The following is a 15,488-nucleotide window of genomic DNA, read 5'->3' as shown; positions in this document are numbered from 1 at the left end:
CAGAAACGAGAGGATTTATCTATGAAGAAAATAAAACTGATAAAAATTCTGGCAGGATTTTTTGCCCTGATGCTTTTATTTACTTTTCTGTCCAGGGCGGCAGATTCGGTGAATGTAGCACAGGTAGAGACAAAAACAGCTCAGAATCAGGTGATCACGCATGAGGTGACCGGCACAGGTAAAGTGATGGGAACCAGAGAACGGGCAGTTTTTACCCAGGAGGGACAGAAGGTGGAGCAGGTTTATGTGCAGGAAGGACAGAATGTGAAAAAAGGGGATGCGCTGCTGAAGTTTTCTGTAAAATATCTAAAAAAAACCATAAAGGAAAAACAGGATGCCATAGATGTTCTGCAGGGGAAGATCAATGATCTGATCAGTGCAGAGTCTGTGAATCAGCAGAAGAGAAATAATGAGTTTTCAGATGCACAGGAAAATTATAACAGTGCGGTTTCCAGCGGAAATTACAGTGTGCAGGCGGCACAGAATGAGGCAGCCATAGCCAGACAGAAGCTTCAGGATTATTACGCACAGCGGGATGCGGCGCAGAATGACGTACAGGATAAGATACCGGATGAGGAGAAGTTCAGTGATTCCAGCGAGTTTGATGATCCGGGAAATACAGACGATTTCGGGAATACAGATGATCCGGAGAACTCCGATGATTCCGGAAATACGGATCGCACAGATGGCGAAGGGAATAAAAATACATCAGGAAACGGCGACAATTCGAATGCGCAGGACAATTCTCAGGAGCAGGCATTGATTGATGATATCCGGACGAAAGAGGAGGCGGTCAATGAAGCCATGCTCAGCCGCAGAAGAGAACTTCAGTCAGCAGAGCAGGCAATCCGGGATACGCAGATCGGTGATGCTTCGGATTCCACGCTGGAGAATACGCAGGCGGAACTTGAGACTGCGCAGAAAGATCTGGAAACGTTGCAGAAAGTGCTGGCACGAAAGGGAAAAGTGAAAGCACCCTGTGATGGTGTGATAAAGAGTCTGAGTGCAGTGACAGGAAGCCAGACAGGAGCGGAAGCTGCGGTTGTCCTTTATGAATCCAAAGGAACCTTTCGGTTTCAGGCAGAGGTCAGCAAAGATGATCTGAAATACATAAAGAGTGGCGGAGAGGTAATTTTAAAAGGTGCGGATGAAAAAGAGATTACAGGAGCGAAAGTGGAGTCTGTGAAAGAGGACAGTAGTAATGAAAATCAGTACATTCTTTCTGTACAGGTACCGGAGGGAACTCTTTCCATAGGAGATACTGCGGAATTTACAATTTCTCAGGATGCAGGTCCTTTTAATGTCTGTGTTCCGCTGAGCGCATTGTATGAGGAAAATGGCAGATACTATGTTTATGTGACAGATACACAGAACACCGTCCTGGGTGAGGTACTGGTAGCGCGAAAAACGTATGTGAATGTGAAAGATAAAAATTCTTCCACTGCTGCGCTGGAGAACGGGGATTTATCAAGTGACCAGAAAATCGTGATTTCCAGTGACAGAGAGATCAGCAGCGGCAGCCGGATCAGGCTGCTGGAGGAATGAGTGTCAGAAGTCAGAGTGCCTTTTTAAGGAAAGCCGGTACTCTGACTGTGTGGCTGATTATTTTCTGTATTTATTTTCTGGGAGTCTATAATTATGTGCAGATCAGAAATGATACAGCAGTATCGGTGTTTCTGTCCGCAGCTTATCCTGACAGGAAAGGAGCAGAAAATATCCTGAAGCAGGAAAGAAAAAGTGAGAAGCCTTATGATGTATGTTTTTATGCAGATGCAGGGTTGAGGGAGATTTCTGCGAAAGAAGGAAACCGACAGGCACAGGCGATGACTGTGTATCTTAAGGGAAATCCCGCAGGGTATGACTGGCAGGCAGCAGCTCTGACAGAAGGTGATCCGGATGGTTGCGTGATTGATGGTACAACTGCCTGGGAGCTCTTTGGCAATAAGGTTCCGGGTGGTCAGATTCTGTTTCAGGGACGTACTTATACTGTCAGGAAAGTTGCGGACTGGGGGCAGAAAATTTTGGTTTTCGGGGCGGCTTCTGCGGATGATACCGAGACGGAACTTTTTTATAATCGTTTGTTTATCAGAAGGAGAAATGGAGAAACCGAAGAAAGTACAGTGAACGGATTTCTGATGAAATACGGACTTCAGGGAACTGTGGTATCCTCGACTTTACCGAAAAATGCAGGACTGGCGGCATTACTGCTGCTTCCGGCGGTTCTTTCTGGCAGTCTGTGGACGGAAATAAGCAGAGAAAAAAAGAACTATACAGTGAAAGATGCAGAGTACTGGTTCTGCAACCTGCTGTACAGTGTAATGGCAGGGACGGTGGTCTGGCTTCTTTTTACACATCTGACCTGGCCGGAGGGATGGATTCCGTCAAGGTGGTCTGACTTTGGGTTCTGGAAAGAAAAGGTGGATCAGGCTGTGGCAGAATTTAAGCTGTATCTGATGCTTCCGAAGACGGTATCCCAGACGGAAGGTATGATTCTTGGCGGGAAAACGGTTTGTGCAGGAGGGGGTTCCTGTTTTCTGTATTTGTTGTGGAAAGTATATGAAAAGGGATATGACAGAATCTCTGACAGAGGAAGGCGAGGGAAGGATTTTCCAGTGGAGCAGAATTAAATCCGTGAAAATGTCAAAAAAAGAACTTAAACCTGAATTATTCACGGAACAGTATCTGAACTGATAACTGTACCATGAATCTAAAAATTGATCCATGCAGCTATAACATCACTCAATTAACCTGTCAAAAGGGTATAAAATCCCTCTGGCAAAGTTCTAAGCAGTTATTAGGTTGTCAAGGTTCGTTAATAGTTGCTATTCCAACTGTACATTCAGCTTACCGATATTTGAAAATGTCTCATAGAATTCATCCATTTGGATAGCAGGTTGAAATAATAGAAGCCGATATTTTATTTCAGTAAAACAGGAATAAAATATCGGCTTTGAAAGGTTAATTGGAAATATTTTCAATCTGCCATTGCTTTGATGACTCGTGGAGGCCAGCTTCCTTTTGGAGCTAATATAGGATCAATTAAAAATGTTTTTCCACCATAATATAAAAAAATGGTGGCATTTCGTATTTGCTGAAGGTACATGAAAATGTTCTCCTGTTAAATGATATTTTGTAAGTTGTTTTCTATAGATATCCGCTGATAGTAGATATCTATGATATCCTGTAAAGTAATCGTATTCATTTTTTCTTCGGCAGTCTTTTGAATTTCATTATAAAATCCCTGCAAAGATAACTGAATGTTAATGCCAACGCCACAATCTGGATTGGTATGAGTATCTAAATGAAGCAATGGTTTATCACCTTCAACTGCTTTATAAATATCCAGCAATGTAATCTGATCTGCTGGTTTTGAAAGAGAAGGACGGGCATGTCCGGCTACACTGGTCATAAGTCCGGCTTTTTTTAGTTTTAACATAAGCTGGCGTACAAATCCGGGATTTGTATGGACACTTTCTGCAATTGAGGCACTGGAGAGAGATTTTTCCTTGTTGATGGCAATCAGAACCATCACATGAACAGTATCGCTTAATTTCGTTGAGTATTTCATGATAAGAAACTCCTTGTAGTATGATATAATGATTTTGGTTTCACGTTTTTGAGGCGAAAATATTTCTGGTTTGTCAAAAACATCCCAAGTTCTCAACAGCTCTTTTTAATGTGTTGAGAAACTGTACATATTTTTTATTTTGATGATTGTAAATAATATAATTACAACTATAATGAAATTTAAAGGAAAAGTCAACATAGTAATAAAACTTACGGAGGATTGTATAATATGCTGATTGTGGACAAATTAAAAGGAAATTTATATACCAGAATCAAAAAACATATGACTAAAAAAATGTATCACCTTTATTATCGTGAAAACAGGGAAGCTTCACAGTCTAAAGAAGAATATGAAGCAAATTTATTAAGAGCATACCGACATTTAGACGCATGCAGATTCAAAAATAAGGGATGGCCATGTTCAACATGCCCAAGTTGCTGTTTTTGTGGAAAAGATTATGAAACTATGACTGAGGTAATGGATTTTGCCCGGGAATGGATGAAAGAGAATCCGGACAAAGCCAGATTTATGAAACCACCCAAATTCTTGCATAAACATTGATTATTATATGATGCGATAAAATGTTCGCAAAGGAGAAGTTATGGAATACAAAAATCAAACAGAAAATCGTGCATTTCAGGAAATGCTGCTGGCAGCAGTAAAACGGTTACAAAATCGTTCTGGAGAGGAGATTGCTGCAAAAAGTGGGGCTGTTTTTCATAGCAGTCGAAATATGCTTGAGGTACAGAGTTTTCATGAAGTGATTGAAATTCAACTTCCTGAGTTTTATATTAACTCAGATATGGATGAATGGCATTATCTGACATTGCTGCATTATCTGGATATGGCTGATGGAACAGAAGGTTCACAGAAGCTCATTACTTTTGGTAACCTGAAAGATGGATTGATTCGGGGAACCAAGTTTGACCGGACTGCAGAGCAGAAACTGGAAAAGCTTTTGCAGGATAAAGATCCTGAGAAAATTCAGAAAGCATGTAAAAACCTAGGTGCAGAATTCACAGAAACAAAGGCGGATCTGTGTGCTGTTTTTCCAGTTCTGCCAAGATATCCGGTAACTTTAAAGATATGGTTTGCAGATGAAGAATTTCCTGCATCTGGCAAAATATTTCTTCAGGATCATGCCGATCATTATCTGAGTGTAGAAGATGCGGTAACAGTTGGAGAAATTTTGCTGCAAAAATTATCGGAAGCCTTTTCTTCTCTCTGATCATGAATCAGAAAACTTTCCAGCCCGGCTTTGATAAATTTGTCGATTACTGTCTGAATCTGTTTCCAGTCATTACAGTGATTGCGGAGCATCAGTCTGTTGATGGAAAGGCAGCCATTCATTTGAAAATAAAAAACCGATTCTGCCTGTTCAAAGGTCAGGAGGCTGTGTGACATAAGCCAGGTCACATAGCCTTCTTTTGTATTTTCTGCTATTTTTTCCAGAAGAATAGGGGCAATTGCATCATCCAGAAACAGTGCCCTGTATTGTGATTCCATCTGTATTTTCTGACAGAACGGATAGGAACAGCTTTTTTGATTTAGACAGAATAAATGATCTACAGTTGTTAACATATCCTGAGTCATATCATTAAAAATATCTGATAATACATCATGGATATCGTAGTAATGAAGATAAAAAGTGCCACGGTTGATTTCAGCATTTTTGCAGATCTCTGTAACTGTAATTTTCGTAAAACTTTTCTGCTTTAACAATTCTAAGAACGTATCTTTTATGGTTTGCCTGGTATAGCGGGTACGACGATCTTGTTTTCTCGTTTTTTCTGACATTATATACTCCTGTATTATTTGGGATCATATGATTCCTCAACAATTTTTCTGATGTGTTGAGTAACCATACAAATCTCACAGATTGATTATTGTAATTTATATAGTAACAACTATAATGAGGTTTAAAGAAAAAGTCAACAGATTGTTCAGAATTTTAGGAGGAAAAACATGGGACATGTAATTGCAGTATCAGGAAAAGGCGGCGTAGGAAAAACAACTCTTTGTGGATTGTTGATTCAGTATTTATGTGAAAGCGGAAAACGTCCGGTCCTGGCGGTGGATGCAGATGCAAATGCAAATTTGAACGAAGTGCTCGGCGTTGAACCGGAGATTACACTCGGAGAACTGAGAGAAGAGATTGAACGTGCAGGAGTTGATCCACGATATCAGATTCCGGCAGGAATGACAAAACAGGCTTATCTGGAAATGCGTCTTTCCGATGCAATTGCAGAAGAAGACGATTATGATTTGATGGTAATGGGGCGAACCCAGGGACAGGGCTGCTATTGTTTTGTAAATGGTCTTGTGCAGACCCAGGTTCAGAAACTGCAAGGTCATTATCCATATATTGTGGTTGATAACGAAGCAGGTATGGAACATATCAGCAGAGGAATCCTGCCAATGATGGAAGTTGCGATTCTTGTAAGTGACTGTTCCAGAAGAGGTGTTCAGGCAGCCGGACGTATTGCAAAGCTGATGAAGGAGTTAAACTTTAAACCACAGAAAACTGGATTAATCGTGAATCGTGTTCCGGATGGAAAACTGGATGCCGGAACTCTGGAAGAAATTCGAAATCAGGGACTGGAATTGTTAGGGGTTGTGCCACATGATGACCAGGTATATCAGTATGACTGTGATGGAAAGCCGATCATACAGCTTCCGAAAGATTCTCCTGTAAGAAGTGCACTGGGAGAAATTGTAAAGAAGTTGGGATTGTGAGTTGGAGGATTGAAAGTTTGAAGATTGAGTAAACAGAAATATTATCTGATTTGGCATAACTAATTGTAAAGAAAGGAAAATCTTCATGAGAAATCATTGGGCAGAAATAGAAAAATATTTAGAAGACCAGAAGATAGCGCAGGAACTAATTGGAGAACTGAGAGATTTTCACATGCGTTATGAGGTAGAGGATCAGGTAAAGGAACGGGTAGAAAAACCGGATATCCTGTTTTATGGGAAAAAGATTCTGGAAATGTCAATAGCAGCGCTTCTTCAGGGAGATAACCTGTTACTTTCCGGTGCGAAAGCTACAGGGAAAAATGTACTATGTGAGACACTGGCATGGATATTCGGAAGACCGGAATACGACATTTCTTTTCATGTAAATACAGACAGTGCCGATCTGATTGGAACGGATACCTTTATAAATAATGAGGTTCGCCTTCGGAAAGGCCCCATCTACCAATGCGCGGAATTTGGAGGATTTGGAATCCTGGACGAAATCAATATGGCAAAAAATGATGCGGTTTCTGTACTGCATGCCACACTGGATCATCGGCGCAGAATCGATATTCCAGGATATAACAGGATTTTACTTCATCCGGCAACACGATTTATCGGCACGATGAATTATGGTTACGCAGGTACCAGAGAGCTAAATGAAGCATTGGTTTCAAGGTTTATGGTAATTGATATGCCTGAAATGGATGAGGATAGTGTCCTTTTTGTATTAAGACAACATTTTCCAGGTGGGGAAAAAAGTGCACTGAAAGCTTTTGCAGGACTGTTTCTAGATTTGCAGATCAAAGCTTATCATGGAGAAATCTCAACAAAATCTCTTGACCTGAGAGGACTGGTTTCTGCTGTAAAAGCAACAAAAAGCGGACTTTCTCCAATTGATGCAATCCAGATGGGAATCATAAATAAAAGTTTTGATGTATTTGAAAAAGAGATCATAGAAGATGTGGTTTCTACCAGAATCCCATCTTCCTGGACCGGAAAAGACATATGGGGGTAAACTTGTATGGAGGATGTCAGATGGCCGGCGGAACAACTGGAAGAACATCGTCTGGAGATCAGCAATCGTATCAGAAATCTTTTTTGGACAGTCAGTGGTGATTATGATATGGAATTTGAACCGGACACAGAAAAATATGTTTATTCAAAACAAACGGTTCTATATGAGGCAGTGAAGCAGGGTGCCTTTGCACGATATTTTGATCAGAAGAAACTTGGCATGTATTTGATGAAAAAATTACATTTTTCTGCTGGAGAAGATATACTTTTGCCTCTTGCTGGATTATGCATGGATGCTGCTGTGGAGCGTTTTATCATTCGAGAACGTTTGGGAACAAAGGAAATCAGAGAACAGGCGTTCAGAGAATTGGAAAAGGCCGAGAAAGAGCAGGTATCAGACAAAGCTGGAACAGACCTGATTCACAGGATTAGGCTTCTGTATATAAGGCATGTTCTGGAGAACACAGACGATGAGGGAATGGATCCACAGGCAGAGATTGCATTGTACAAGATTCTTTCTCTGAAGGATGCGGAAAATACGGAAGATGTCATAAACGTGATAGATGAGATTTATAATCATGTTCTGGATCCCTCTTTTGAAAAAAGGAATGGAAATCTGGAGAAGATTCTGAATTTACCGGATATGGCATTAGCCAATGACGCGTGGCAGGAATGCATGACGGATGAACAGATGGAAGACATCATTCAAAAATATCTTTCTAATCTCAAAAAAAAGATGATGAGTCTGGATATCAGAAACAAAAAGAAAAAAAGATTTTATTTCTCTCCGGAAAATGAAGAAGTTCCGGAAAGCTCGGAGAATATAAATCCACAGGCAGTGCGACGGATACGGGAATATGTGGAACTGAATTACGGGAAATCGTATCTGAGTGAATCGGAGCAGGCCAGAATCAACCGGAAATTTTGTACAGGAATCCACAAAAACTGTATCCTGTATCTTACAGATGGAATTTTACAGAACCCTGTCATAAAAAAATAATCAATACCGTTTTTCTCAGCTGCAGTTTGAAAAAAATAAAGCCTATTATGGAAATAATCACTGGATCATCAAAAGAAATATTTCTGTGTTGGCAGAGTCACTGAAACGGGCATTTATAATCCGAAAGGATGATTCTGTCAGCAGATCTGATGCAGGGCAGCTTGTTCCTGAAAGGTTATGGAAAATTGGAAGAACAGACGATGACAAGTTATTTAATAGAAAAAAGAGAGCAGAAGATTCTGAGTTTGTAATAGACGTCCTGATTGATTCCAGTGGTTCCCAAGCTGGCAGACAGGCTCAGGTAGCGGCGCAGGGATATATTATCAGTGAAGCATTAAGCCAGGCAGGAATTCCTCATCGGGTGACAGGATACTGTGCTTTCTGGGGATATACAGTACTTCAGAGATTTCGGGATTATGAAGATCCAAGGGAAACAAATGAAAGAATCTTTCAATTTCGGGCGTATGCCAATAACAGAGATGGGCTTGCACTGAAAACAGTCTGTTCCTCTCTCATGGAGCGACCGGAAAAAAATAAGATTTTAATCGTATTAAGTGATGGAAAACCCTGTGATATGAGCATACAACGACCAGGAACCCGCCAGCCCAAGATCTATGACGGAGAAGGAGCTGTGAAAGATACTGCATATGAGGTGCGTCGGGCCAGAAATCAGGGAATTTTCGTAATTGGTATTTTTGTAGGGAATGAAGAAGAGCTCTCCGTGGAAAAGAGAATCTATGGAAAAGACTTTGCCTATATTCGTAATATCAGCAATTTTTCCCGTATGGTAGGAACTTTTTTGCGAAGACAAATTGATATGGAATAAAAATGGAGGAATCACTATGGGTAAAATTGAATTTGCCAATTGCCAGGATGTAAGAAATCAGAAAAAGATACAGGAATTAGATTGTCCACACTGTCATGAACCGGGAGGCATTGAAGCCTTTGTGAAAGACGGGATACTTGCAGAGGACGGAGTATGTGATAACTGCGGATATATTCTTCCGGAAGGAACAGAACTGGAGGAAGTGGAGTAAGAAGCCTTAAAAGGTATTATAGAGAAACTGGAATTATAAATCATAATAGATTATGGGTAAAGGAGTAAATATAGAGATGAAAATAGCAGTTTGTGGAAAAGGTGGATGTGGAAAAAGTACAGTAACCAGCCTTTTGGCTAAGGCTTTAGCCAGACGAGGAAAAGAAATTTTGGTAATTGATTCCGATGAATCTAATTATGGTCTACACCGACAGCTAGGTATGAAGCTTCCCAGAGATTTTACAGACTATTTCGGTGGTAAGCAAAATGTTTTAAATGATATGATGTTATCAAAATTTACTCATCAGTTTTTTGAGGAAACCTGGACTATAGATGATATACCGGAAGATTATTATAGTCTGAAGGATGGTGTAAAACTGATGAGCAGTGGAAAAATTCATCAAGCAAATGAAGGGTGTTCTTGTGCTATGGGAACTGTTATGACTCAATTTATCCAAAATCTCAGGCTTACAGAAGACCAATTTGCGCTAATGGATATGGAGGCTGGTATTGAACACTTTGGACGTGGAATTGATAATGGTGTAGATTTGATATTGATAATTATAGATCCATCCTATGAATCCCTACAGCTTTCCAAAAAAATCGGGGAATTATCGGAAAGTATTAGAAAACCATTTTATTACGTTCTCAATAAAGTAACAAAAGAGAATCAGGAAATGATGTATGAAGCTGTATGGAATTCAAGTCGAGTCGCTGTATCTCTTAGTGCGGATACTAGTATTATGAGAGAGGGACTGATGGGGAAAGAACTATCAGAAAAACCAGATGCTATTGAAAACTTAACAGAATTTCTACTTTCTATTTAAAGAATGAGGAGATTTACTGTGGATATATGATAAAAGAAAACCAGATTATACAGCTGTAATTTGTAATATTACATCCGCTTGACGCAAGAAAAAAGCAGTGATATACTGAAACAAAAATTATTTATAAAATAATAATAAAAACCTGGGACTATATTGTGTGATTGAGCAGTTACAAAAAATGCAATTCTTGTGGAGGGTATGGGATGATACAGATTGCAATTGTGGAAGATGAAGAAATTTACGTAAAACAATTAACAGAGTATATCCGGAAATATCAAACGGAAAGGGGAAGATCAATAAAGGTTACAGTATTTGGTGATGGAGAAGATATCACTGAAAATTACAATGGCGGTTTTGACATTATTCTGATGGATATTCAAATGCGGTTCATGGACGGTATGACAGCAGCAGAAAAAATTCGTCAAATGGATCAGAAAGTAATTATCATGTTTATTACAAATATGATTCAATATGCAGTACGTGGATACGAAGTTGATGCAATGGATTATGTAGTAAAACCAGTTGAGTATTTTTCTTTTTCGCAGAAACTGGATAAAGCAGTTGGTCGTATGCGTTCTGAGGTTAAAGAATTTCTTACGATTCCGATTGGGGAAGGAGTTGTAAAGATAGATATAGCAGATATCTATTTTATTGAGGGGCAGAGACATAATGTAATTTATCATACTTCGAGAGGAGATTACTGTTCAAGAATTACGATGAAAGAACTCGAAGAAAAACTTGCGGTACATAATTTTTTTCGATGTGCAAAGGGATATCTGGTAAATATGAATCATGTAGAGGGATTTGTTGGTTCTGATTGCGTGATTCATAATGTACATATACCTGTCAGCAGAACCAGAAAAAAAGACTTCATGAATCTGCTTCTGCAAAACCTCAATATGGAATGATTTCATGCGAAATGGAGAATACTATGTTATATCAGGATATTCCAAGAATTTATACGGCAATAGCAGAGTGGGGATCATGTCTGGTTTATCTTTATATCCTAAAAAAAGAAAACATGAAATCTGTACATTTTCTTATAGGCAGTCTTTTCATGTTGGCAATGCAGAGTATTTTTTTGACTTTGACAGGCAGCGTAACTGAAATTTTGTGGATTCCCTGTATGATGATCGCTGCAGGTATGATGTATGGATTTCTTATGGTCGGAGGAAATATGAAGCCTCTGGGAGCGGCTTATTGCTGTGCCCGTGCATTTGTTCTTGCTGAGTTTGTAGCTTCGCTGCAGTGGCAGATTGTATCTATTGTACAGGCATGGGGGAATCAAAGCATCTGGGTTGAAATTCTGATCACGATGGTTATTTTTGGAGGCTGCTTTACTATTAATATTTATTTAGAAAAAGATCTCCTGAAGCAGAATTATCTTGAACAGATGACAGTAAAGGAAGTAGCAGCGGCGGCAATCATGGCTGTTGCAATCTTTGCTTTTAGTAATCTGAGCTTTTTAAATGAAAATGCACCATTTGCGAGCAGAGAACGTGCAGATATTTTTTCTATCAGAACACTGGTCGATTTTGGAGGAATTGCAATCCTGCATGCTTATCAGAGCAGGATCAGTGAGTATGTTGCCGAGAAAGAACTTTCAGTAATGAACGTGATGCTGAAAAGCCAGTATGATCAATACCGAAATTATCAGGACAGCCTGGATCTTATACAAATGAAATACCATGATCTGAAACACCAGATAACGGGACTTCGTGCGGAATCAGATGAAGAGAAACGAAAAAAATGGATTGATTCTATGGAAAAGGAAATCGCTGCTTTTGAAAATATAAGCAGAACGGGGAATCAGGTACTTGATACGATTCTGGCAGCTAAGATTTTCCATTGTCGAAAAAATCATATACAGATTACCTGTGTGGCAGATGGAAAATTATTGGATCATATGCATGTAACAGATATATGTTCTATATTTGGAAATGCTTTGGATAATGCGATTGAACATGTAATTTTGATTCCAGATCAGGAAAAAAGACTGATCCATCTGACAGTATCCCTTCAAAAAGGATTTGTGTTCATCAAGATAGAGAATTATTGTGAAGCAGAAATTTCCCAAAATGAAGAGAATCTGATCATAACAACAAAAAAGGATAGTAAAAACCATGGTTTTGGATTGAAGAGTATTCGTAAAGCTGTAGAAAAATATGATGGTTCTGTAGTATTTGGAGTACAGCAGAACTGGTTTGAATTAAAGATTCTTTTACCCAGAGTATTGTAATGCTCTGGGTATTTTTTTTGCCAAGCATACGACAAAAAGGTCCGGTGGACCTTTTTTAGTATTTTGTGCCATATTTGCTGCATCTTGTGCCAAAAACAGCACAAAATAATAATCATGTTATAGTAATGCCAACAGGAAATGATACCTGAAAAAGACAAGAGAGTCAAAGGAGGAAAAAGAGAATGATCAGTGTTGAAATGGAAGATGTTCTGGCGGTATTACAATTATGCAAACCGTATATTATCGGTATTATTGCTGCACTTGTAATTGGAATCGTAATTATGATCGCATGCCGCAGGATGTCCAGGGACAAAAGATTTCTGATAAGAGGGGAAGCTGCGATCGCAATGGTTCTTGCAGTTGTTGTTTGCGTGAATATGATCTGTTTTGGACCAATGGCTACGTTGATTGGACTGGCAACGGGAAATGGAACTTTAAGCGATGAAACAAATGAAGAAGCTGCGGAAGTAGCAGAAGAAATTATGGAAGACGGAATTGTTCTTCTGAAGAATGAAAGCCTGCTTCCTTTAAATGAAACAAAAAAACTGAATATTTTTGGCTGGGAATCTATTAATCCGGCTTACGGAGGAGCTGGTTCCGGTGGAATTAATGATCTGTATGATATTGTCAGTCTGAATCAGGGACTTGAAAATGCCGGATTTTCTATTAACCAGGAACTGGTTGATTTTTATAACAATTATGGTGCAGATAATCCGGAAATGTCTATCCAGAAACAGAGCTGGACATTACCGGAGCCACCTGTAGATACTTACGATGATGAGCTTATTAAAAGTGCGAAAGAGTATTCTGATGTGGCAGTTGTGGTTCTTTCCAGAAAAGCAGGTGAAGGTCATAATGATATTCCTATGGATGTAAAAAAAGCAGCATATGATAATAATTCAGATGAATATGATGATTTTCCTGAGGGAGAGCATTATTTACAGCTTTCACAAACTGAGAGAGATATGGTGGATATGGTTTGCTCAAACTTTGATAATGTGATTGTGATTTATAATGGAGCAAATCAGTTTGAACTTGGTTTCGCAGATGAATATCCTCAGATTAAATCTGTTGTATGGTGCCCCGGAACGGGAAATGTGGGATTTAATGCACTTGGTAAAGTATTTTCAGGTGAAGTCAATCCTTCCGGAAAAACACCGGATACATTTATTTATGATATGACGACTGCTCCGTGGTGGAATAATGCAGAAAAAATAGAGTATACAAATCTGGCAGATATGGCTGTTGAAGGAATGAACGCAGGAACTGCGCAGGTGTATGCTCCGGCATTTACCAATTATGTGGAAGGTATTTATGTAGGATACAAGTACTATGAAACAGCTGCACAGGAAGGTGCGATTGATTACGATAAAACTGTACAGTATCCATTTGGATATGGTCTGAGTTACACGGAATTTGAACAGAAAATGGGTGAACTGGAGGAAAAAGACGGAAAGATTTCTGTAGATGTAGAAGTAACCAACACAGGAGATGTTGCCGGAAAAGATGTAGTAGAAGTGTATTATAAACCGCCATATACAAATGGGGGAATTGAGAAATCTTCTGCAAATCTGATCGAGTTTGAAAAAACAAATCTGCTTCAGCCGGGAGAATCTCAGACTGTTACAGTTACATTTAGTATAGAAGATATGGCATCTTATGATGAGAATAATGCAAAAGCGTATGTTCTTGAAAAAGGTGACTATGTAATCTCTATTAACAGTGATTCACACACTGTGCTGGATCAGAAAACTTATACTGCAGATAAAGATGTAGTATATAAGGGAGAAAATAAAAGAGCATCAGATGATACTGCAGCAACAAATGTATTTGAAGATGCAAAAGGCGATGTGACATATTTATCACGAGCAGATCATTTTGCAAATTATGAAGAGGCTACAGCAGCACCGGCATCTGCAGAGCTGGGTGAGCCATATGTTTCTGAATATCATTTGAACAGCAACTTTGATAAGACTACATATCTCAATGATAAGGATGTAATGCCGACAACGGGAGCAGATAATGGACTTACATTAGCTGATATGCGTGATGCTGATTATGACGATCCTCGTTGGGAAAAACTTCTGGATCAGCTTACTGTTGATGAAATGGCAAATATGATTGCAATGGCTGGTTATCAGACAGCAGCCATGGACTCTGTGGGAAAAGTGGCTACACTTGATTTCGATGGACCAGCAGCAATTAATAACAACTTTACAGGAGTTGGTTCTATTGGATTTCCAATTGAAGTTGTGGTTGCTTCCACATGGAATAAGGGACTTGCACAGGCATGGGGTGAATGCATGGGCAAGATCAGTCAGGAAATGGGTGCAGAGGGCTGGTATGCACCAGGTATGAATACTCATAGAACCGCATTTGGAGCAAGAAACTATGAATACTTTTCAGAAGATGGAGTTCTTGCAGGAAATATGGGAGCAAAAGCAGTAGAAGGAGCAAGAAAATATGGAGTTTATTCTTATATCAAACATTTTGCTCTGTATGAGGGAAACGCAAAGATGGTAAGTGTCTGGTCAAATGAGCAGGCAATCCGGGAAATCTATCTGAAACCATTTGAAATTTCTGTAAAACAGGGTGGTGCAAATGCGGTTATGGTTTCCTGGAGTTTCCTTGGAGATAAATGGACTGGAGAAAGCAGTAACCTTATGAATACAGTTCTCAGAGATGAATGGGGATTCAGGGGAATGGCGCTTACAGACTTCTTCCGAAACAATGGTCATGGATTTATGAATGCAGATGCAGCTTTGGCGAATGGAGTAGATGCAATGTTGTCCACATTCAACGGAGAAGAGAACAATGTAGCCAATCCGGAGCATCCAACAGCTGTACTTCAGATGAGGAATGCCTGCAAAAATGTCATGTATACAGTTGTAAGCAGCTGGGCTTATGATGGAGAACACGAAGAAACAGGTATGGAAAACTGGAAAAAAGCAGGAATTGGTATCGACATTGTAATAGCACTTTTCATGGCAGGAATGGAAGTACTGGTAATCAGAGGATATAAGAAAAGAAAGAATGCTGAATAAGGAAGAAAGTGGGATGGAAAA

General features: G+C 39.5%; 16 protein-coding genes. 13 read left to right on the top strand and 3 right to left on the bottom strand.

The genetic code is table 11. The features are described 5' to 3' along the window. Positions 1–21 precede the first annotated feature (21 nt). Positions 22–1,545, top strand: a complete 1,524-nt coding sequence (locus tag WKT11_RS01555) for an HlyD family efflux transporter periplasmic adaptor subunit (RefSeq protein ID WP_340281977.1) — start codon at positions 22–24, stop codon at positions 1,543–1,545. Continuing rightward, a complete protein-coding gene (locus tag WKT11_RS01550) occupies positions 1,542–2,627 on the top strand; it encodes a hypothetical protein (RefSeq protein ID WP_025579166.1) in 1,086 nt (361 codons plus the stop codon). The genes WKT11_RS01555 and WKT11_RS01550 overlap by 4 nt, the downstream gene beginning before the upstream one ends. 347 nt (positions 2,628–2,974) lie before the next feature. On the opposite strand, the gene WKT11_RS01545 is transcribed toward WKT11_RS01550, so the two are convergent. Both WKT11_RS01545 and WKT11_RS01540 read right to left on the bottom strand, forming a co-directional pair. Then, positions 2,975–3,103, bottom strand: a complete 129-nt coding sequence (locus WKT11_RS01545; RefSeq protein ID WP_278277962.1) for a hypothetical protein — start codon at positions 3,101–3,103, stop codon at positions 2,975–2,977. 15 nt (positions 3,104–3,118) lie between these two features. Then, positions 3,119–3,568 (bottom strand): Rrf2 family transcriptional regulator, encoded by a 450-nt coding sequence (locus tag WKT11_RS01540; RefSeq protein ID WP_019162595.1) that lies wholly within the window; start codon positions 3,566–3,568, stop codon positions 3,119–3,121. Between the two features lie 228 nt (positions 3,569–3,796). Between WKT11_RS01540 and WKT11_RS01535 the strand changes: the two genes are divergently transcribed. Together WKT11_RS01535 and WKT11_RS01530 are read left to right on the top strand one after the other, a co-directional pair. After that, positions 3,797–4,129 carry a nitrous oxide-stimulated promoter family protein gene (locus WKT11_RS01535; protein ID WP_186835701.1) on the top strand — a complete coding sequence of 111 codons (333 nt, stop codon included), beginning with the start codon at positions 3,797–3,799 and terminating at the stop codon, positions 4,127–4,129. A 40-nt stretch (positions 4,130–4,169) separates the two neighbouring features. Further along, positions 4,170–4,796 carry a DUF3786 domain-containing protein gene (locus WKT11_RS01530; protein ID WP_019162594.1) on the top strand — a complete coding sequence of 209 codons (627 nt, stop codon included), beginning with the start codon at positions 4,170–4,172 and terminating at the stop codon, positions 4,794–4,796. On the opposite strand, the gene WKT11_RS01525 is transcribed toward WKT11_RS01530, so the two are convergent. Further along, positions 4,718–5,365: a TetR/AcrR family transcriptional regulator gene (locus WKT11_RS01525; protein WP_015542174.1), complete on the bottom strand. Its 648-nt coding sequence runs from the start codon at positions 5,363–5,365 to the stop codon at positions 4,718–4,720. The genes WKT11_RS01530 and WKT11_RS01525 overlap by 79 nt on opposite strands. A gap of 168 nt (positions 5,366–5,533) precedes the next feature. Here WKT11_RS01525 and WKT11_RS01520 point away from each other — a divergent pair, with 168 nt between their 5' ends. The 9 genes from WKT11_RS01520 to WKT11_RS01480 all read left to right on the top strand — a co-directional run bounded on the left by WKT11_RS01520 (position 5,534) and on the right by WKT11_RS01480 (position 15,467). Next, positions 5,534–6,304, top strand: coding sequence for an ATP-binding protein (locus WKT11_RS01520; protein WP_340281963.1), 771 nt, complete (start codon positions 5,534–5,536; stop codon positions 6,302–6,304). 85 nt (positions 6,305–6,389) lie between these two features. Beyond that, entirely contained in the window at positions 6,390–7,322 is a 933-nt protein-coding gene (locus WKT11_RS01515) for an AAA family ATPase (protein WP_340281961.1), read from the top strand. A 6-nt stretch (positions 7,323–7,328) separates the two neighbouring features. Next, positions 7,329–8,321 (top strand): hypothetical protein, encoded by a 993-nt coding sequence (locus tag WKT11_RS01510; protein WP_340281959.1) that lies wholly within the window; start codon positions 7,329–7,331, stop codon positions 8,319–8,321. Between the two features lie 85 nt (positions 8,322–8,406). After that, positions 8,407–9,147 carry a cobaltochelatase CobT-related protein gene (locus WKT11_RS01505; RefSeq protein ID WP_340281957.1) on the top strand — a complete coding sequence of 247 codons (741 nt, stop codon included), beginning with the start codon at positions 8,407–8,409 and terminating at the stop codon, positions 9,145–9,147. A gap of 16 nt (positions 9,148–9,163) precedes the next feature. Continuing rightward, positions 9,164–9,358, top strand: a complete 195-nt coding sequence (locus WKT11_RS01500) for a hypothetical protein (RefSeq protein ID WP_118247149.1) — start codon at positions 9,164–9,166, stop codon at positions 9,356–9,358. Between the two features lie 52 nt (positions 9,359–9,410). Next, on the top strand, positions 9,411–10,184 hold the full coding sequence (locus WKT11_RS01495) for an ATP-binding protein (protein ID WP_340281953.1): 774 nt from the start codon (positions 9,411–9,413) through the stop codon (positions 10,182–10,184). 203 nt (positions 10,185–10,387) lie between these two features. Then, positions 10,388–11,092: a LytR/AlgR family response regulator transcription factor gene (locus WKT11_RS01490; RefSeq protein WP_118609750.1), complete on the top strand. Its 705-nt coding sequence runs from the start codon at positions 10,388–10,390 to the stop codon at positions 11,090–11,092. Positions 11,093–11,310: 218 nt separating this feature from the next. Then, a complete protein-coding gene (locus WKT11_RS01485) occupies positions 11,311–12,423 on the top strand; it encodes an ATP-binding protein (protein WP_243101742.1) in 1,113 nt (370 codons plus the stop codon). 182 nt (positions 12,424–12,605) lie between these two features. After that, positions 12,606–15,467 carry a glycoside hydrolase family 3 C-terminal domain-containing protein gene (locus tag WKT11_RS01480; RefSeq protein WP_340281948.1) on the top strand — a complete coding sequence of 954 codons (2,862 nt, stop codon included), beginning with the start codon at positions 12,606–12,608 and terminating at the stop codon, positions 15,465–15,467. The last annotated feature ends 21 nt before the right edge of the window (positions 15,468–15,488 follow it).

Origin of the sequence: Blautia sp. HCN-1074 (assembly GCF_037890165.1) — a bacterium.
Lineage (GTDB): Bacteria > Bacillota > Clostridia > Lachnospirales > Lachnospiraceae > Blautia_A.
Note: the sequence above shows the minus strand (reverse complement) of the source record. Positions and strands in the feature narration are given on the sequence as shown.

What these genes read in the sequence shown, in the direction of transcription:
- WKT11_RS01555 (WP_340281977.1), top strand. Translation starts at nt 22, where the DNA reads ATGAAGAAAATAAAACTGATAAAAATTCTGGCAGGATTTTTTGCCCTG.
- WKT11_RS01550 (WP_025579166.1), top strand. Translation starts at nt 1,542, where the DNA reads ATGAGTGTCAGAAGTCAGAGTGCCTTTTTAAGGAAAGCCGGTACTCTG.
- WKT11_RS01545 (WP_278277962.1), bottom strand. Translation starts at nt 3,103, where the DNA reads ATGTACCTTCAGCAAATACGAAATGCCACCATTTTTTTATATTATGGT.
- WKT11_RS01540 (WP_019162595.1), bottom strand. Translation starts at nt 3,568, where the DNA reads ATGAAATACTCAACGAAATTAAGCGATACTGTTCATGTGATGGTTCTG.
- WKT11_RS01535 (WP_186835701.1), top strand. Translation starts at nt 3,797, where the DNA reads ATGCTGATTGTGGACAAATTAAAAGGAAATTTATATACCAGAATCAAA.
- WKT11_RS01530 (WP_019162594.1), top strand. Translation starts at nt 4,170, where the DNA reads ATGGAATACAAAAATCAAACAGAAAATCGTGCATTTCAGGAAATGCTG.
- WKT11_RS01525 (WP_015542174.1), bottom strand. Translation starts at nt 5,365, where the DNA reads ATGTCAGAAAAAACGAGAAAACAAGATCGTCGTACCCGCTATACCAGG.
- WKT11_RS01520 (WP_340281963.1), top strand. Translation starts at nt 5,534, where the DNA reads ATGGGACATGTAATTGCAGTATCAGGAAAAGGCGGCGTAGGAAAAACA.
- WKT11_RS01515 (WP_340281961.1), top strand. Translation starts at nt 6,390, where the DNA reads ATGAGAAATCATTGGGCAGAAATAGAAAAATATTTAGAAGACCAGAAG.
- WKT11_RS01510 (WP_340281959.1), top strand. Translation starts at nt 7,329, where the DNA reads ATGGAGGATGTCAGATGGCCGGCGGAACAACTGGAAGAACATCGTCTG.
- WKT11_RS01500 (WP_118247149.1), top strand. Translation starts at nt 9,164, where the DNA reads ATGGGTAAAATTGAATTTGCCAATTGCCAGGATGTAAGAAATCAGAAA.
- WKT11_RS01495 (WP_340281953.1), top strand. Translation starts at nt 9,411, where the DNA reads ATGGGTAAAGGAGTAAATATAGAGATGAAAATAGCAGTTTGTGGAAAA.
- WKT11_RS01490 (WP_118609750.1), top strand. Translation starts at nt 10,388, where the DNA reads ATGATACAGATTGCAATTGTGGAAGATGAAGAAATTTACGTAAAACAA.
- WKT11_RS01485 (WP_243101742.1), top strand. Translation starts at nt 11,311, where the DNA reads ATGATGATCGCTGCAGGTATGATGTATGGATTTCTTATGGTCGGAGGA.
- WKT11_RS01480 (WP_340281948.1), top strand. Translation starts at nt 12,606, where the DNA reads ATGATCAGTGTTGAAATGGAAGATGTTCTGGCGGTATTACAATTATGC.